Origin of the sequence: Cupriavidus sp. UME77 (assembly GCF_014170355.1) — a bacterium.
GTDB classification, from domain to species: domain Bacteria; phylum Pseudomonadota; class Gammaproteobacteria; order Burkholderiales; family Burkholderiaceae; genus Cupriavidus; species Cupriavidus basilensis.
Window position 1 is genome coordinate 83,127 of sequence record NZ_LZZU01000047.1, and the last position, 15,148, is coordinate 98,274.

At 65.1% G+C, this 15,148-nt stretch carries 18 protein-coding genes; all 18 read right to left on the reverse strand.

Annotated elements, in window-relative coordinates:
- Window positions 1–4: 4 nt before the first annotated feature.
- Window positions 5–775, reverse strand: coding sequence for an imidazole glycerol phosphate synthase subunit HisF (hisF, locus tag A9975_RS19165; RefSeq protein ID WP_174424913.1), 771 nt, complete (start codon window positions 773–775; stop codon window positions 5–7).
- A gap of 78 nt (window positions 776–853) precedes the next feature.
- A complete protein-coding gene (hisA, locus tag A9975_RS19170; protein WP_035870672.1) occupies window positions 854–1,600 on the reverse strand; it encodes a 1-(5-phosphoribosyl)-5-[(5-phosphoribosylamino)methylideneamino]imidazole-4-carboxamide isomerase in 747 nt (248 codons plus the stop codon).
- 89 nt (window positions 1,601–1,689) lie between these two features.
- Window positions 1,690–2,343, reverse strand: coding sequence for an imidazole glycerol phosphate synthase subunit HisH (gene hisH / locus A9975_RS19175; protein ID WP_174424914.1), 654 nt, complete (start codon window positions 2,341–2,343; stop codon window positions 1,690–1,692).
- The gene (locus tag A9975_RS19180; RefSeq protein WP_183034178.1) at window positions 2,340–2,963 is read right to left on the reverse strand and encodes a YchE family NAAT transporter; all 624 of its coding nucleotides are present in this window, start codon (window positions 2,961–2,963) and stop codon (window positions 2,340–2,342) included. The genes hisH and A9975_RS19180 overlap by 4 nt, the downstream gene beginning before the upstream one ends.
- A 122-nt stretch (window positions 2,964–3,085) precedes the next feature.
- Entirely contained in the window at window positions 3,086–3,679 is a 594-nt protein-coding gene (hisB, locus tag A9975_RS19185; protein WP_006159655.1) for an imidazoleglycerol-phosphate dehydratase HisB, read from the reverse strand.
- A 4-nt stretch (window positions 3,680–3,683) separates the two neighbouring features.
- A complete protein-coding gene (hisC, locus tag A9975_RS19190) occupies window positions 3,684–4,784 on the reverse strand; it encodes a histidinol-phosphate transaminase (protein WP_183034179.1) in 1,101 nt (366 codons plus the stop codon).
- An 87-nt stretch (window positions 4,785–4,871) separates the two neighbouring features.
- Window positions 4,872–6,209, reverse strand: a complete 1,338-nt coding sequence (hisD, locus tag A9975_RS19195; protein ID WP_183034180.1) for a histidinol dehydrogenase — start codon at window positions 6,207–6,209, stop codon at window positions 4,872–4,874.
- 31 nt (window positions 6,210–6,240) lie between these two features.
- The gene (gene hisG / locus A9975_RS19200) at window positions 6,241–6,903 is read right to left on the reverse strand and encodes an ATP phosphoribosyltransferase (RefSeq protein ID WP_150985708.1); all 663 of its coding nucleotides are present in this window, start codon (window positions 6,901–6,903) and stop codon (window positions 6,241–6,243) included.
- 26 nt (window positions 6,904–6,929) lie between these two features.
- On the reverse strand, window positions 6,930–8,180 hold the full coding sequence (gene murA, locus A9975_RS19205; RefSeq protein ID WP_183034181.1) for a UDP-N-acetylglucosamine 1-carboxyvinyltransferase: 1,251 nt from the start codon (window positions 8,178–8,180) through the stop codon (window positions 6,930–6,932).
- A 210-nt stretch (window positions 8,181–8,390) separates the two neighbouring features.
- A complete protein-coding gene (locus tag A9975_RS19210) occupies window positions 8,391–8,648 on the reverse strand; it encodes a BolA family protein (protein WP_183034182.1) in 258 nt (85 codons plus the stop codon).
- An 81-nt stretch (window positions 8,649–8,729) separates the two neighbouring features.
- The gene (locus A9975_RS19215; RefSeq protein WP_150985763.1) at window positions 8,730–9,500 is read right to left on the reverse strand and encodes an ABC transporter permease; all 771 of its coding nucleotides are present in this window, start codon (window positions 9,498–9,500) and stop codon (window positions 8,730–8,732) included.
- A gap of 56 nt (window positions 9,501–9,556) precedes the next feature.
- On the reverse strand, window positions 9,557–10,510 hold the full coding sequence (locus A9975_RS19220; RefSeq protein ID WP_183034183.1) for an ABC transporter ATP-binding protein: 954 nt from the start codon (window positions 10,508–10,510) through the stop codon (window positions 9,557–9,559).
- 247 nt (window positions 10,511–10,757) lie between these two features.
- Window positions 10,758–11,066, reverse strand: coding sequence for a lipid asymmetry maintenance protein MlaB (locus tag A9975_RS19225; protein WP_150985712.1), 309 nt, complete (start codon window positions 11,064–11,066; stop codon window positions 10,758–10,760).
- A 124-nt stretch (window positions 11,067–11,190) separates the two neighbouring features.
- Window positions 11,191–11,814, reverse strand: coding sequence for a phospholipid-binding protein MlaC (locus tag A9975_RS19230; RefSeq protein WP_150985713.1), 624 nt, complete (start codon window positions 11,812–11,814; stop codon window positions 11,191–11,193).
- 203 nt (window positions 11,815–12,017) lie between these two features.
- Window positions 12,018–12,848, reverse strand: a complete 831-nt coding sequence (locus tag A9975_RS19235) for a VacJ family lipoprotein (protein ID WP_255503310.1) — start codon at window positions 12,846–12,848, stop codon at window positions 12,018–12,020.
- Entirely contained in the window at window positions 12,845–13,372 is a 528-nt protein-coding gene (mlaD, locus tag A9975_RS19240) for an outer membrane lipid asymmetry maintenance protein MlaD (RefSeq protein WP_043352390.1), read from the reverse strand. Before mlaD ends, A9975_RS19235 begins: the two co-directional genes overlap by 4 nt.
- Before the next feature lie 49 nt (window positions 13,373–13,421).
- Window positions 13,422–14,198 carry a lipid asymmetry maintenance ABC transporter permease subunit MlaE gene (gene mlaE / locus A9975_RS19245; protein WP_043350253.1) on the reverse strand — a complete coding sequence of 259 codons (777 nt, stop codon included), beginning with the start codon at window positions 14,196–14,198 and terminating at the stop codon, window positions 13,422–13,424.
- Entirely contained in the window at window positions 14,195–15,016 is an 822-nt protein-coding gene (locus A9975_RS19250) for an ABC transporter ATP-binding protein (RefSeq protein ID WP_183034184.1), read from the reverse strand. The genes mlaE and A9975_RS19250 overlap by 4 nt, the downstream gene beginning before the upstream one ends.
- Window positions 15,017–15,148: the final 132 nt, after the last annotated feature.

The following is a 15,148-nucleotide window of genomic DNA, read 5'->3' on the forward strand; positions in this document are numbered from 1 at the left end:
GTGTTCAGATTCGCACCGGAATGCCCTCGCGGGCCATGAATGCCTTTGCTTCGCCAACGGTGTGCTCGCCGTAGTGGAAGATGCTGGCGGCCAGCACCGCGTCGGCGTGCCCCAGCTTGATGCCGTCGGCCAGGTCCTTCAGGCCGCCCACGCCACCCGAGGCGATCACCGGCACGGACACCGCGTCGCTGACAGCCCGCGTGAGCTCAAGGTCGAACCCGCTCTTGGTGCCGTCGCGGTCCATGCTGGTGAGCAGCAGCTCGCCGGCGCCGCGCGCGGCCATCTCGCGCGCCCATGCCACGGCGTCCAGGCCGGTGGCCTTGCGCCCGCCGTGGGTGAAGACTTCCCAGCGCGCCGGCTCGCCGGGCGCGGAGCTGCGCTTGGCGTCGATCGCGACCACGATGCACTGCGACCCGTAGCGCGCAGTGGCGTCCGACACCAGTTGCGGGTTGGCGATGGCCGAGGAGTTGACGCTGATCTTGTCCGCGCCGGCATTGAGCAGGCGCCGCACGTCTTCCACGGCGCGCACGCCGCCACCTACCGTCAGCGGGATGAAGACCTGGGAGGCTACCGCCTCGATGATGTGCAGGATCAGGTCGCGGCCGTCGCTGGTCGCGGTGATGTCAAGAAAAGTGATTTCATCGGCACCCTGCTCGTCGTAACGGCGGGCGATCTCGACCGGGTCGCCCGCGTCGCGCAATTCGACGAAGTTGACACCCTTGACCACCCGCCCGTTGGTCACGTCGAGGCAGGGGATGATACGTTTGGCTAGCATGAGATTCCTTGCCCGCCACGGCGCTGCGCGCATGCACGGCGCCGGTGGCTGCAATTGTCGCGCGCGAGGCGCGTTGTCTTACTGCTCGGCGCCGAGCTTGTCGGCAAGCGCCTGGGCTTCGGCGAAATTGAGGTCGCCCGAATAGATCGCGCGGCCGCAGATGACGCCCTCGACACCATCCTTCTGCACACTGCACAGGCGTTCGATATCGGTGAGGTTGTGCAGCCCGCCGCTGGCGATCACCGGAATCGTCGCCGACTGCGCCAGCTTGACGGTGGCATCGATATTGATGCCCTGCAGCATGCCGTCGCGGCCGATGTCGGTGTAGATGATGGCTTCCACACCGTAGTCCTCGTACTTGCGCGCGAGGTCGGCGACTTCGTGGCCGGTCAGCTTGCTCCAGCCGTCGGTGGCAACCTTGCCTTCGCGAGCATCCAGGCCGACGATGATATGGCCGCCGAACGCCGTGCAGGCATCCTTGAGGAACCCGGGATTCTTGACCGCGGCCGTGCCGATGATCACGTACGACAGGCCGCCGTCGAGCCAGCGCTCGATGGTGTTCAGGTCGCGGATGCCGCCGCCGAGCTGGATCGGGATCTCATCGCCCACCTCGGCGATGATGGCCTTGATGGCAGCTTCATTGCGGGGCTTGCCCACGAACGCACCATTGAGGTCGACCAGGTGCAGGCGGCGTGCGCCCTGCTCCACCCAGTGACGTGCCATGGCGGCGGGATCTTCGGAAAAGACGGTGGCCTGGTCCATGTCGCCTTGTTTAAGGCGTACACATTGACCGTCCTTCAGGTCGATGGCCGGAATGAGCAACATAAGTGTGACGAGCGTGATTGAGTGAAAGAGAAAATTGAGCTAGCCACCGTGGCCGGCCAACTCGGTCCCGAAAAAGCCGCTATCGAGGTTCAGGGATTCCAATGCACGAAGTTCCGGTACAGCTGCAAGCCCATGGCGGCGCTCTTTTCCGGGTGGAACTGCGTGGCAAAAATATTATCGCGCGCTACCGCGCTCGTAAATAAGACACCGTAGTCGGTTTCGCCGGCGATATGCGCCGGATCCTGCGCATGCACGTAGTAACTATGCACGAAATAGAACCAGCTTTCATCGGGGATGCCAGCCCACAGCGGATGGGAGCGCGCTTGCCGCACCCGGTTCCAGCCCATCTGCGGCACCTTGTAGCGTGAGCCGTCCGGCTGGGTCATGCCTTCCAGCTCGAAGCGGACCACCTCGCCGGGCAACAGCCCCAGGCAAGGCGTGCTGCCGTCCTGCGTCCTACTTTCCTTGCTGAAGTCGAACAGCATCTGTTCGCCAACGCACACGCCCAGCATCGGCTTGCTGGCAGCGGCCTCGATCACCGCCTGCTGCAAGCCGGACGCGCCCAGCGCGCCCATGCAGTCGGGCATCGCCCCCTGGCCGGGCAGCACCACGCGGTCCGCCGCGCGGATCGCCTCGGGCTGGTCCACCACCTGCACGTCCGCCTCGGGCGCCGCCGCACGCAGGGCCTGCGCCACCGAGCGCAGGTTGCCCATGCCGTAATCCACAATTGCTATGGTAGTCATGATTTCAAAACAGGCAACAATGTCTTAAGCCCGTCCACAATGAATTCCACGGCCAGCGCCGATAGGATCAGTCCCATCAGGCGCGTGCCGATATTGATGCCAGTGCGGCCGATCACGCGCGCGATCGGGTCCGCCGCGCGAAATACTATATATACCATTGCGCCAAGCGCGATCCCAATTCCGACCAGAATCAGCAGCTGGTACCAGTGCTGGGTCTTGCCGGCATAGACGATTACCGTGCTGATCGAGCCAGGCCCGGTCAGCAAGGGCAGCGCCAGCGGCACCACCGCGATGCTGGCCTTGGCTTCCGCCTCGTCCTCTTCCTCGGGCGTCGCCTTGGTGCGGCTGGTCTGGGCGTTCAGCATGTTCATCGCCATCATGATCATGATGAGGCCACCGCCCACCTGGAGCGAGGCCACCGAGATATTGAAGAACTCAATGATCTGCTGGCCCAGCAACGCGGAAATGCCCACTACCGTCGCCACCGAGATCGACGCTATCTTGATGGTATGCCGCTTTTCTTCCTCGGTCTGCTGGGTAGTCAGGCTGATGAAGAACGGGATGGCCCCGATCGGGTTGATCAGCGCCAGCAGCGAGATGAACGACTTAAGCGTATCCATCGGGTTGGGCTAATGTCGCGCTAATGCCGCGTTGGTGCCGCATCGGCACCACATTGATCGGAAATTTGCCGCCGGCGGCGCAGAATGCGCCGCCATGCGAGGCTGGTGGACGCCGTTAAGGCTCAGCCGACGAGGGTGCCCTTGGTCGACGGAATCGTGTTGCCGGCGCGCGGATCCATTTCCACCGCCATGCGCAGCGCGCGGCCGAAGGCCTTGAACACGGTTTCGCATTGATGATGGGCATTGATGCCGCGCAGGTTGTCGATATGCAGCGTCACCGCGGCATGGTTGACGAACCCGCGGAAGAACTCGATGGTCAGGTCCACGTCGAAGCTGCCCACCCGCGCGCGGGTAAACGGCACGTGGAACTCCAGGCCCGGGCGGCCGGAGAAGTCGATCACGACGCGCGACAGGCATTCGTCCAGCGGCACATAGCTGTGGCCGTAGCGGGTGATGCCCTTCTTGTCGCCGATGGCCTTGGCAACGGCCTGGCCGAGCGCGATACCGACGTCTTCCACCGTGTGGTGGTCATCGATATGGGTGTCGCCGCTGGCTTCGACCTCGAGGTCGAACATGCCATGGCGGGCGATCTGGTCCAGCATGTGGTCGAGGAACGGCACGCCGGACGCCAGTTTCTGGCGGCCGGTGCCATCGAGATTCAGCGAAACGCGAATTTGCGTTTCCGAAGTATTGCGGGTGACCTCTGCAACACGCATGGTGTTAATCCTGCAACGCCGCCTGGAAGGCAGCGAGAAATTGCGCGTTCTCTTCGGGAGTGCTGACCGTGACGCGCAGACAGTTGGCCAGCAATGGGTGCATTTTACCCACGTTCTTGATCAAAACCTTGCGCGCGAGCACCCCGTCGAACACACGGGCGGAATCGTCGACGCGCACCAGCAGGAAATTGGCGGCGCTCGGGTAGACCGTCACGCCGGGCAAGGCGGCCAGTGCGCCGGCCACGGTGGCGCGCTCGGCGCGCAGTTGCGCAGCCTGCTGGTCCAGCACGTCGACATGCTCCAGCACGAACAGCGCGGTGGCCTCGGTCAGCACATTGACGTTGTACGGCGGGCGCACCTTGTCGATCTGCGAGAGCCAGGCCGGCGCACCGGCCAGGTAACCCAGGCGGATGCCGGCCAGGCCCAGCTTGGACACGGTGCGCATCACCAGCAGGTTGCCGAACTCTGCCAGGCGCGGCATCCAGGTGTCCTGGGCGAACGGCTGGTAGGCCTCGTCGACCACCACCAGGCTCTGGCAGGTCCCGCCCTGGGCGGCGCGCACGATGGCTTCCATGTCATCCGCATCGAACAGGTTGCCGGTGGGATTGTTGGGGTAGGCCAGGTAAATGATGGCCGGCTGGTGCTCGGCCATGGCCGCGAGCATGGCGGCCCGGTCGAGCGTGAAATCCGCCTTGAGCGGCACGCCGACGAATTCCAGCCCGGCAAACTGGGCGGACATGGCGTACATGACGAAGCCCGGTACCGGTGCCAGCACCTTGGCGCCCGGCTTGGCGGCTGCCAGCGACAACATGCTGATGATCTCGTCCGAGCCGTTGCCCAGCAGCACGTCCATGCCCGCGGGCACGTCCATGACCGTCTTCAGGCGCGCGCGCAGCACTTCGCTGCTGGGCACCGGATAGCGGTTGAGCGCCACCTCGGCCAGCCGCGCGGCCAGCTTTGCGCGCAGCGCGTCGGGCAGCTGGTAGGGATTCTCCATCGCGTCCAGCTTCACCAGACCGTGCGAATCCGGCACATGGTAGGCGCCCATGGCGCGTACGTCGTCACGGATGATGCGTTCGATCAGGGAAGGCTGCACTACGGACATTGGATTACCTCTTTGGTCGGTGGTTGTCGGTGCTGATTGCTGCAATCCGGCCGGGTGCCGAAAAAACCGGAACCCGGCCGCTGTGCCTCAGTTACGCCTGAGGCGATACTCGGCGCTGCGGGCGTGGGCCTGCAAGCCCTCGCCGTAGGCCAGCTCGGCGGCGATCTGGCCCAGCATCTGGGCGCCCTGCTCGCTCACCTCGATCAGGCTGGAGCGCTTCTGGAAGTCGTACACGCCCAGCGGCGACGAGAAACGCGCGGTGCGCGAGGTCGGCAGCACGTGGTTGGGCCCGGCGCAATAGTCGCCCAGCGACTCGCTGGTATAGCGGCCCAGGAAGATGGCGCCGGCGTGGCGGATCTTCTCGGCCCAGTGGCGTGGGTTCTCGGCGGAAATCTCCAGGTGCTCCGGCGCGATCGCGTTGGCGATCTCGCAGGCCTCGTCCATGTCGCGTACCCGGATCAGCGCGCCGCGCCCCGACAGCGAGGCACGGATGACGTCGCGGCGCGGCATGGAGTCAAGCTGGCGGTGGATGCTTTCTTCCACCTGGGCCAGGTAGTTCGAGTCCGGGCACAGCAGGATGGACTGCGCGAGCTCATCGTGCTCGGCCTGCGAGAACAGGTCCATCGCCACCCAGTCCGGATCGGTGGTGCCGTCGCAGATCACCAGGATCTCGGACGGGCCGGCGATCATGTCGATGCCGACGGTGCCGAACACGCGGCGCTTGGCCGCCGCCACGTAGGCGTTGCCCGGGCCAACGATCTTGTCGACCTGGGGCAGCGAGCCCGTGCCATAAGCCAGCGCGCCAACCGCCTGCGCGCCGCCGATGGTGAACACGCGGTCCACGCCGGCGATCTGCGCCGCGGCCAGCACCAGCTCGTTGCGCACGCCGCCCGGCGTGGGCACGACCATGATGACTTCCTTGACGCCGGCCACGCGCGCGGGAATCGCGTTCATCAGCACGGACGACGGATACGCCGCCTTGCCGCCCGGTACATAGATACCGACGCGGTCCAGCGGCGTCACCTTCTGTCCCAGCACGGTGCCGTCGGACTCGGTGTATTCCCAGCTGTGGCTGCCGCACTCGATCTTCTGCTTCTCGTGGTAGGCGCGCACGCGCGCCGCCGCGGTTTCCAGCGCGGCGCGGCGCTTGGGCTCGAGCTCGTCGAGCGCGGCTTCGAGCTTGGCCGGCGAGATCTCCAGCGCGGCCATGGAGCAGGCTTCCACGCGATCGAAGCGCTGCGTGTACTCAAGTACTGCGGCGTCGCCGCGTGCCTTCACATCAGCAAGGATCTGCGCCACGGCGCGATCGATGGCGTCGTCTTCACCGGCTTCGAACGCCAGCACCTTGCGCAACTCGGCGGCAAAGCCCTGCTCGGTTGAATCCAGCCGGCGGATTGCGAGGTTTTCCATAGAATTTTCGTTCATGACTCCATTCCCCAGGCTCTCTCGCGCGGCGTCAGGCCAGCGCGGCGGAGGCCCGTTCAAACGCGTCGAGAATCGGGGCAAGCCGCTCACGCTTGAGTTTGAGGGCAGCCTGGTTGACCACCAGGCGCGACGATATCTGCACGATCTCTTCCACTTCGACCAGGTTGTTGGCGCGCAAGGTCCCGCCGGTGCTGACCAGGTCGACAATGGCGTCGGCCAGGCCCACCAGCGGCCCGAGTTCCATCGAGCCATACAGCTTGATCAGGTCCACGTGCACGCCCTTCTTGGCGAAGTGCTCGCGCGCGGTCTGCACATATTTGGTGGCCACCGCCAGCCGCGCGCCCTGGCGCACCGCGCTGGCGTAGTCGAAGCCAGCCGAGGTCGCAACCGACATGCGGCACTTGGCAATATTCAGGTCGATCGGTGCGTAGAGTCCGGCCATGCCGTGCTCCATCAGCACGTCCTTGCCGGCCACGCCGAAGTCGGCCGCACCGTATTGCACGTAGGTCGGCACATCGGAGGCGCGCACGATGATGACGCGCACGTCCGGATCGGAGGTGGGCAGGATCAGCTTGCGCGAGGTTTCCGGATCCTCGGTGACATGGATGCCGGCCGCCTCGAGCAGCGGCATGGTTTCGGTGAAGATCCGGCCCTTGGAGAGGGCCAGCGTCAACTGGGTCGGGGAGGGGCTCATCTGCGTCCTTTTATCTTTTCGTGCGCTCAGGCGATGCGGCGGATCTTGGCGCCCACGGCCGACAGCTTGTCTTCCATGCGGTCATAGCCACGGTCAAGGTGATAGATGCGGTCGATCACGGTCTCGCCCTCGGCCACCAGGCCGGCGATCACCAGGCTGGCGGAGGCGCGCAGGTCGGTCGCCATGACCTTGGCGCCCGACAACCGGGGCACGCCGGTGACCACCGCGGTATTGCCTTCGACCGCGATGTCGGCGCCCAGCCGGCTCAGCTCCTGCACGTGCATGAAGCGGTTCTCGAAGATGGTTTCGGTAATGCGGGCCACGCCGCCAGCCACGCTGTTCAGCGCCATGAACTGCGCCTGCATGTCGGTCGGGAAGGCCGGGTATTCGGAGGTACGGAAGCTCACCGACTGCGGACGCTGGGCCATCGCCAGGCGAATCCAGTCCTCGCCGGCCTCGATGGCGGCGCCGGCTTCGCGCAGCTTGTCGAGCACCGTGTCCAGGATGTGCGGCGACACGCCGCGCAGCACCACATCGCCCAGCGTCGCGGCGGCCGCGCACAGGAAGGTGCCGGCCTCGATGCGGTCAGCGATCACGGCGTGGCTGGCGCCATGCAGGCGATCCACGCCCTGGATCACCAGGCGGTCGGTGCCGATGCCATCTATGCGGGCGCCCATCTTGACCAGCAGGTTGGCCAGGTCGGTCACCTCGGGCTCGCGCGCGGCGTTCTCGAGCACGGTCTCGCCGTCGGCCAGCGTGGCGGCCATCAGCAGGTTTTCGGTGCCGGTCACGGTGATCATGTCGGTCACCACGCGCGCGCCCTTCAGGCGCTTGGCGCGGGCATGGATAAAGCCATGCTCGATGCTGATCTCGGCCCCCATGGCCTGCAGGCCCTTGATGTGCTGGTCGACCGGGCGCGCGCCAATGGCGCAGCCGCCGGGCAACGACACGCGCGCTTCGCCAAAACGCGCTACCAGCGGGCCCAGCACCAGGATCGAAGCGCGCATGGTCTTGACCAGCTCGTAGGGCGCCTCGGGCGAGTTGATGTCGGCGCCGTTGAGCGTCACGCGCGTGCCGTCCTGCTCGGCCTTCATGCCCATCTGGCGCAGCAGCTTGAGCGTGGTAGCCACGTCCTGCAGCCTGGGAACGTTGTCGAGCGAGATGGTGTCGGCGCTAAGCAGCCCCGCGCACAGGATCGGCAGTGCGGCGTTCTTGGCGCCGGATACGCGGATCTCGCCTCGCAGCGGGCCATTGCCCTGGATCTCGAGTTTGTCCATGATCTTTCAATTCCGGCCGGCCGCCCGCTGGCGTCCGGCATGTTTCATTGCGGTCCGTGGTGGTGCGTCAAGGCGCGCCGCCCCAGCATCTGATACCCGTGGGCCGCGGCGCGAGTGGCGCGGACCCTGATTGTCATGTCCGGCCTGTCGGGCGGCCAGCTTGTTGGTCCGTATTCTTTTGTGCGAGTCCGCCTCGTTCCGGCGCCTAGCTTACTGCTTTGCCTCGCCCGCCTGCGCCTGCCATTCGGCCGGCGTCAGCGTCTTCATCGACAGTGCGTGGATCTCGGCGCGCATGCGGTCGCCCAGCGCGGCATAAACCTGCTGGTGGCGCTGGATCAGGCGCTTGCCGTCAAACTGGGCGCTGACGATGGTGGCAAAGAAGTGCTGGCCGTCGCCCTCCACTTCCAGGTGTTCGCAGGACAGCCCTTGGGCGATGTAGTCACTGACTTGTTGGGGTGTAGGCAGCATGATGGTCTTTTTGCGTTGATTCGCTTGCGGTTCCGGATCTGGATAGCCGGGCTCTTGGCGTTCTGCTCTTGTGCGTGGCGTTCAGTGGCGCAGCTTGTAGCCGCTCTTGAGCAGCTGCAGCGCGACCGTGGCAAGCACCACGAAAGCCGTACCTACGACTGCGAGGCTGAAGGCCGGCGCCACATCGGAGACGCCGAAGAAGCCATAGCGGAAGCCGTCGATCATGTAGAAGAACGGATTGGCGTGCGACACCGCTTGCCAGAAGGGAGGCAGCGAGTGGATCGAGTAGAACACGCCGGACAAGAATGTGGCCGGCATGATCAGGAAGTTCTGGAAGGCCGCAAGCTGGTCGAATTTCTCGGCCCAGATCCCGGCGATCAGCCCCAGCGTGCCAAGGATCGCCGCGCCCAGCACGGCAAACACCAGGATCCACGCGATATTGGCGAAATGCAGATTGGCGAACCAGGCCGTCACCAGCAGCACGCCCAGGCCCACGGCCAGGCCGCGCACCACGGAAGCCACCACATAGGCGCCGAACATTTCCCAGTGCGACAGCGGCGGCAGCATGATGAACACCAGGTTGCCGGTGATCTTGGACTGGATCAGCGACGACGAACTATTGGCGAAGGCGTTCTGCAGCACGCTCATCATCACCAGCCCGGGCACGAGGAAGGCCGTGTAGCTGATCTGGTCGTAGACCTTCACCCGGTTCTCCAGCACATGGCCGAAGATCAGCAGGTACAGGATCGCGGTCAGCACCGGCGCCGCCACGGTCTGGAAGCTGACCTTCCAGAAACGCAGCACTTCCTTGTAGAGCAGCGTGCGAAAGCCCACCAGCCCCCCAACCGCCATCGGCGCAAGGTGGGTGTTGATGGCGTCCTGCGTGCCGTCGAATTCGGTTGGCATCTTCATGCTGCAGCCTCCACCGCCGCATCCGGCAGCGCGCCCGGCATATGGCCTTCGCGCCGCATGATCTGCACGAACACGTCCTCCAGGTCTGCCTTGTTGATTTCCATGTCTTCGATCTCGCAGCCGGCCTCGCGGCAGGCGGCCAGGATCGGCTCCACCGCCGGGTAGCCCGACAGCCGCAGCCGCACCGCGCGTTCGCCCGGATTGGACGAAGGCATGCGCAGCGGCTCAAGCGTGGCCGGCAAGGTACCACGGGAAAATGTCAGCGCCAGCTGCAGCCCGGCGAACTGGCTCAGCAGGTTGCTGGTGCGGTCCAGCGCCACCACCTCGCCGAACTTGAGCATGGCGATGCGGTCACACAGCGCCTCGGCCTCTTCCAGGTAGTGCGTGGTCAGGATGATGGTGTGACCTTCGCGATTCAGGCGCGAAATGAACTTCCACAGCGTTTGGCGCAACTCCACGTCGACCCCGGCGGTGGGCTCGTCGAGCACGATGACCGGCGGCCGGTGCACCAGCGCCTGGGCCACCAGCACGCGGCGCTTCATGCCGCCGGAGAGCTGGCGCATGTTGGCGTCGGCCTTGTTGGTGAGATCGAGGTTGGCCATGATCTCGTCGATCCAGTCGTCGTTGCGGGTCAGGCCGAAATAGCCAGACTGCAGGCGCAGCGTCTCGCGCACCGTGAAGAAGGGATCGAAGACCAGCTCCTGCGGCACCACGCCCAGCATGCGCCGCGCCAGCCGGTAATCGGACACCACGTCGTGGCCGAGCACGCTGACGCTGCCGGAATCGGCACGGTTCAGGCCCGCCAGAATGGAGATCAGCGTGGTCTTGCCTGCACCGTTGGGGCCGAGCAGGCCGAAGAATTCGCCCCGCTCGACGGTGAAGCTGACGCCCTTGAGCGCTTGCAGGTTGCGGTAGCGCTTGCGAACGTCTTTGAGTTCGATGGCTTTCATGGCCGGATACTGTTTGGCAGGCGCGTCGGGCTTTTGTGGGCTCGCGCGCCGGCCTCCTTGAAATGGCGGGGACCGCCTGGGTGCTTCGACCGTGTCTTGCCCGAACCTTATATGCCGGAACGGTCGAACAACCCGGAATTATAGGGGATGCGGGAGCAGTCCCGCTTTGAGCACGAGGCGTGGCGTGAGCCGCCGCCCGGGCATCGCGGTAGCAAGCGCAGATCAGCAGCTTGCCACGGATGCCGGTTCAATGTCGGTGGGAAACGGTGACTTGCGCGCCCCGCGCGCCCGCCTGGGCGCCGAGTTGCAGCAGGGAATCGACGCCGTACAGCGTGGCCAGCTCAGCCAGCTGGGCCGGTACGCCGACGAACACGAGCGACTGGCCGCGGCTGGCGGCATCGCGCTGCCAGGCCAGCAGCACGGCGACGGCGGCGGAGTCGACCTGGGCCAGTTTGCTGCAGTCCACCTGGGCTTCGCCCTGGGCCAGGCGTGCCAGCCCGTCACGCAGCACGGCGGCGGCGTTGCGGTTGGTCAGCGAGGTGTCGAGCGAAAGCATCTGGCAGCGGTCCGGGGATGCGGGTCTGGGAAAAAGCACTCCCGCGGGTGCGGGAGCGCTCATTGTAGAACACTTCGGCCAGCCATGCTGCGCCGCAGCCTGCCGCTCAGGCAGGCTCGCAGGCTCAGTTCTTGGCGTTGGCGAGCTGGCGGTTGCGGTCCTGCAGCGTCTTGATCACGCCGTCCACGCCCTGCTGGCCCACGATGGTGTTGAAGCTGCCCTTGTAGGCCTCGGTCAGCCAGGCGCCCAGCACGTTGATGTCATAGACCTTCCAGCCTTGCGGAGTCTTCTCGAGACGGTAGTCGAGCTGGATCGGCTCGCCCTTGTTGATGACCTGGGTGCGAATGGTGGCATCGGTATCGTCCGGGCTGCCGCGGTACGGGCGGAACTGCACGCTCTGGTCGCGAATCTGCGCGATGGCGCCCGAATAGGTGCGGATCAGCAAGGTCTTGAACTCGTCGGTGATCTGCTTTTGCTGCTCGGGCGTGGCCTTGGACCAGTTGCGGCCCATGGCGATCTGCGTGGTCTTCTGGAAATTCGCGTTGGGCAGGATCTTCTGCTCAACCAGCGCCGAGATCTTGCCAATGTTCCCGGCCTGCATGTCCTTGTCCGCCTTGACCGAAGTCATCACGTCGCTGACCACGGCCTTGACCAGCCCGTCGGGTGTGCTGGCATCCTGCGATTGGGCGTGGGCGGCGCCGGAAAAGGCAACCACGGTGAGAAAAGGCAGCAACAGTCGCTTCAGCATATTTCGTCCTTATCAATTCGATAACGCAGGGACACCGGAGTACGGCATCCTTGCGCGTTCCGGCGCCAAGGCCGGCAATGGTCATGCGCCGAGTTGGAGTTCGGGCAAGGCCTGCGAGTTCGCGGCGCCGGAGCCTCCGACACCACATTTTCATACTTTGTTGCACCACTCACAGCGGCGACACGAGCCGGGGCAAATCCCACTCAGCGCAGGCGGAAATTACCGATATTGCCCGGCATCTGCACTGGCGGCGTGGGCAGCGCCTGGTTTTCCTGCGTGGCATCCGGCGGCGGGCTGGCCGGCACGGTATCGTCGCTCTCCGGCGGGTTGCCGTCATAGATCTGGTACTCGCGGCGCTGCAGGTACGCATCGCGCAGGAAGGCGTACTTGTCGAGAGCCGCCATCTCGATCAGGCCCGTGGCGCCAAGCAGCGAAGCCCGGGTGTTGACGACACGCACCCCGAACAGCGAGTTGCGCACCCACACGGGATCGATATACGCCGACGGATCGATCTGGCGGTCGACCAGCATGCCGGCGGTATCGCGCACCGTGCTCGGCCCGAACAGCGGCAGCACCAGGTATGGGCCGGCCGGCACACCCCATACGCCCAAGGTCTGGCCGAAGTCTTCCTTGTACTTCGGCAAGCCCGCCGGCGTGGCGATGTCGATCAGCCCGCCGATGCCCAGCACGCTGTTGATGGCCACGCGCATGGTGTCTTCCGCGGCGCGGGTGGGCTTGCCCTGCAGCAGGTTGTTGACGGCCGAGTAGACATCGCTGACGTTGGAGAAGGCGTTGTCGATCGCGGTGCGGATCGGCGACGGAACGTAATCGGCGTACACCTGGGCAACCGGGCGCAGCACGGTCCTGTCGACGGCGTCGTTGACCTTGAAGACCTCCCGGTTGAAGGGCTCGATAGGATCCTTCGGGTTGGCGCTCGGGCCAGTGGCGCAACCAGCCGCCAGCCATGCAACCAAGGCTGCCAGCAAGCAGTTTCGTCCCACGCGCCAGCGCGTGGCAGCACGCCAGCCGGTCATTTCACCACCCCGGCTGCGCCGCTGGCGGCTCCAGCGGCAGCACCGCCTGCATTGTTGCCACCCGCCCCCGCATCGGCGGCCTTGTTATACAGGAACTGCCCGATCAGGTTTTCCAGCACCACGGCCGACTGCGTCATGGTGATGCGCGAGCCTTCCGCCAGCATGGCGGTGTCGCCGCCCGCCTCAAGGCCCAGGTACTGCTCCCCGAGCAAGCCCGAGGTCAGGATCTTGGCCGAGGTGTCCTTGGGAAACTGGTAGCGCTTTTCCAGGTTGAGCGTCACGGTCGCCTGGTAGGTCTTGTCGTCAAAGCGGATATCCGCCACGCGGCCCACCACCACGCCGGCGCTCTTCACCGGGGCGCGCGGCTTCAGGCCGCCGATATTATCGAAGCGCGCCTGCACCGAGTAGGTGTCCTGGAACGACAGGGCGCTCATGTTGCCGGCCTTGAGCGCCAGGAACAGCAGCGCCACGAAACCCGCCACAACAAACAACCCAACCCAGAAATCGAGTGTATTTCTTTTCATCTGCGTCTCTTCTTCAAGTACTCCGGCTCCGGCGACCGCACCGGCCATGTCAGCTGAACATCAGCGCAGTCAGCAGGAAATCCAGCGCCAGCACCGCCAGCGAGGCAATCACAACAGTACGCGTGGTGGCGCGCGACACGCCTTCCGGCGTCGGCTTGGCCTGATAGCCCTGGTACAACGCTATAAACGTCACCGCGACGCCAAAAATGAAGCTCTTTATGACGCCATTGAGCACGTCATTGCGAACATCCACGCCGTTTTGCATCTGCGACCAGAACGCGCCCGCGTCCACGCCGATCATCTGCACCCCGACCACATAGCCACCCAGGATGCCAACGGCGCTGAAAATCGCCGCCAGCACCGGCATGGCAACCACGCCAGCCCAGAAACGCGGCGCGATCACACGCTGCAGCGGATTGACCGCCATCATTTCCATGGCGGTGAGTTGCTCACCTGCTTTCATCAGGCCGATCTCGGCGGTGAGTGACGTGCCCGCGCGGCCGGCGAACAGCAGCGCCGTCACCACCGGGCCCAGCTCGCGCACCAGCGACAGTGCCACCAGCAGCCCCAGCGCCTGCTCGGAGCCATAGCGATTTAGCGTGTAATAGCCCTGCAAACCCAGCACGAAGCCGACAAACAGGCCAGAAACCGCAATGATCACCAGCGACAGGTTGCCGACAAAGAAAATCTGGTCGCTCACCAGCCGGAAGCGGCGCAGCAGCGCCGGAGACATCGCCAGTACCGTGAAGAACATGCGCGTGGCATGACCCAGGCCGCTGACCGACTGCCGCACCGCGGAGCCGATGCTCGTGAAAAATCCCATCATCGTCCGGCCCCGCTCACGAAGTCCTCGGCCAGCGACGGCCCCGGATAGTGGAACGGGACCGGGCCGTCGGGCTCGGCATGGACGAACTGATGCACGAAGGGATCGGTCGAGGCGCGCAGGGCCTCGGGCTCGCCTTCGGCGGCAATGCGGCCATTGGCAATGAAATAGACGTAGTCGGCGATGAGAAAAGTCTCGTTGACGTCATGCGACACGATGATGGTAGTGGCCCCCAGCGCATCGTTCAGGCTGCGGATCAGGCGCGCGGTCAGGCCCAGCGAGATCGGGTCGAGGCCCGCAAAGGGCTCGTCGTACATCAGCAGGGCTGGATCGAGCGCGATCGCGCGGGCCAGCGCCACCCGGCGCGCCATGCCACCGGATATCTCCGACGGCATCAGCTCGCGCGCGCCGCGCAGGCCGACGGCGTTGAGCTTCATCAGCACCAGGTCGCGGATCATTGACTCGGGCAAGTCGGTATGTTCGCGCAACGGGAAGGCAACGTTGTCGAACACGGAGAGATCGGTGAACAACGCACCAAACTGGAACAGCATGCCCATCTGCCGCCGCACGGCATACAGGTCATTACGGTCGAGGGTGGGAATATTAGCGCCGTTGAAGAGCACCTGGCCGCTCTGCGGCCTGACCTGGCCGCCGATCAGGCGCATCACGGTTGTCTTGCCGCAGCCGGAGCCGCCCATGACAGCCACCACCTTGCCGCGCGGGAAGCGCATGCTAAGGCCCGACAGGATTGGCTTGCCGCCCGCCGTATAGGAGAAATCGACAGATTGGAGCTCGACGAGGTTTGAGGCGGAATCGGTCACGTTGGCACCGTGTTAGGCAGTCCGCCATTATAAGGGCTACTACCTAGGGATGCCCGAGGCAGTGTGGCGCAATCCACATCCACACAATGCAAATCATTGTTTCATCACATTTGAGTTGCAGGCTTCGGAGAT

Excerpts from the sequence above, each read along its gene's own strand:
- hisF (WP_174424913.1), bottom strand. The coding sequence starts at position 775 with ATGCTAGCCAAACGTATCATCCCCTGCCTCGACGTGACCAACGGGCGG.
- hisA (WP_035870672.1), bottom strand. The coding sequence starts at position 1,600 with ATGTTGCTCATTCCGGCCATCGACCTGAAGGACGGTCAATGTGTACGC.
- hisH (WP_174424914.1), bottom strand. The coding sequence starts at position 2,343 with ATGACTACCATAGCAATTGTGGATTACGGCATGGGCAACCTGCGCTCG.
- A9975_RS19180 (WP_183034178.1), bottom strand. The coding sequence starts at position 2,963 with ATGGATACGCTTAAGTCGTTCATCTCGCTGCTGGCGCTGATCAACCCG.
- hisB (WP_006159655.1), bottom strand. The coding sequence starts at position 3,679 with ATGCGTGTTGCAGAGGTCACCCGCAATACTTCGGAAACGCAAATTCGC.
- hisC (WP_183034179.1), bottom strand. The coding sequence starts at position 4,784 with ATGTCCGTAGTGCAGCCTTCCCTGATCGAACGCATCATCCGTGACGAC.
- hisD (WP_183034180.1), bottom strand. The coding sequence starts at position 6,209 with ATGAACGAAAATTCTATGGAAAACCTCGCAATCCGCCGGCTGGATTCA.
- hisG (WP_150985708.1), bottom strand. The coding sequence starts at position 6,903 with ATGAGCCCCTCCCCGACCCAGTTGACGCTGGCCCTCTCCAAGGGCCGG.
- murA (WP_183034181.1), bottom strand. The coding sequence starts at position 8,180 with ATGGACAAACTCGAGATCCAGGGCAATGGCCCGCTGCGAGGCGAGATC.
- A9975_RS19210 (WP_183034182.1), bottom strand. The coding sequence starts at position 8,648 with ATGCTGCCTACACCCCAACAAGTCAGTGACTACATCGCCCAAGGGCTG.
- A9975_RS19215 (WP_150985763.1), bottom strand. The coding sequence starts at position 9,500 with ATGGCGGTTGGGGGGCTGGTGGGCTTTCGCACGCTGCTCTACAAGGAA.
- A9975_RS19220 (WP_183034183.1), bottom strand. The coding sequence starts at position 10,510 with ATGAAAGCCATCGAACTCAAAGACGTTCGCAAGCGCTACCGCAACCTG.
- A9975_RS19225 (WP_150985712.1), bottom strand. The coding sequence starts at position 11,066 with ATGCTTTCGCTCGACACCTCGCTGACCAACCGCAACGCCGCCGCCGTG.
- A9975_RS19230 (WP_150985713.1), bottom strand. The coding sequence starts at position 11,814 with ATGCTGAAGCGACTGTTGCTGCCTTTTCTCACCGTGGTTGCCTTTTCC.
- A9975_RS19235 (WP_255503310.1), bottom strand. The coding sequence starts at position 12,848 with ATGACCGGCTGGCGTGCTGCCACGCGCTGGCGCGTGGGACGAAACTGC.
- mlaD (WP_043352390.1), bottom strand. The coding sequence starts at position 13,372 with ATGAAAAGAAATACACTCGATTTCTGGGTTGGGTTGTTTGTTGTGGCG.
- mlaE (WP_043350253.1), bottom strand. The coding sequence starts at position 14,198 with ATGATGGGATTTTTCACGAGCATCGGCTCCGCGGTGCGGCAGTCGGTC.